This window comes from Acetomicrobium sp. S15 = DSM 107314, from assembly GCF_016125955.1.
In the GTDB taxonomy this organism is placed as follows: Bacteria; Synergistota; Synergistia; order Synergistales; family Thermosynergistaceae; genus Thermosynergistes; species Thermosynergistes pyruvativorans.
The window spans coordinates 1-344 of the sequence record NZ_JADEVE010000226.1 but is presented as its reverse complement, the minus strand read 5'-3'; the positions used below and the strand labels follow the sequence as shown (position 1 = coordinate 344).

Here is a 344-nt window from a genome sequence, read left to right as displayed (position 1 = left end):
GAACAGCTAATCCAGGGGTTTGAGTTGATACCATTTTATATGGGAATTTTTGCTTTAAGTCAGGTCTTATATAGCGTCTATAAAAAAATAGAGCGAGTTGCAGTCGATTACAGTGTTATCTCAAGATATCCTTAATGGATGAAGGTCGCATAGTATGGGTTGGCACGCCCCTTGAGTGGCATAAGTCGCAGGACCCGAATGTCTTGCGATTCGCCTCTGGACTCAGAGCCGTGAGGATCGCCCCGCCCGCCACGTACTGGAGCGAAGTGATCACCATCATTATCAGAAGCTGTGCAACTATGCTCACCAACCTGGCCGAAGGTCCGTACATCCGCTCCATCATC

At 48.3% G+C, this 344-nt stretch carries 1 pseudogene; it reads left to right on the top strand.

Annotated elements, in window-relative coordinates:
- Window positions 1-134: 134 nt before the first annotated feature.
- Window positions 135-344 (top strand): annotated as a pseudogene (locus EZM41_RS06630) (hypothetical protein); the annotation flags it as partial.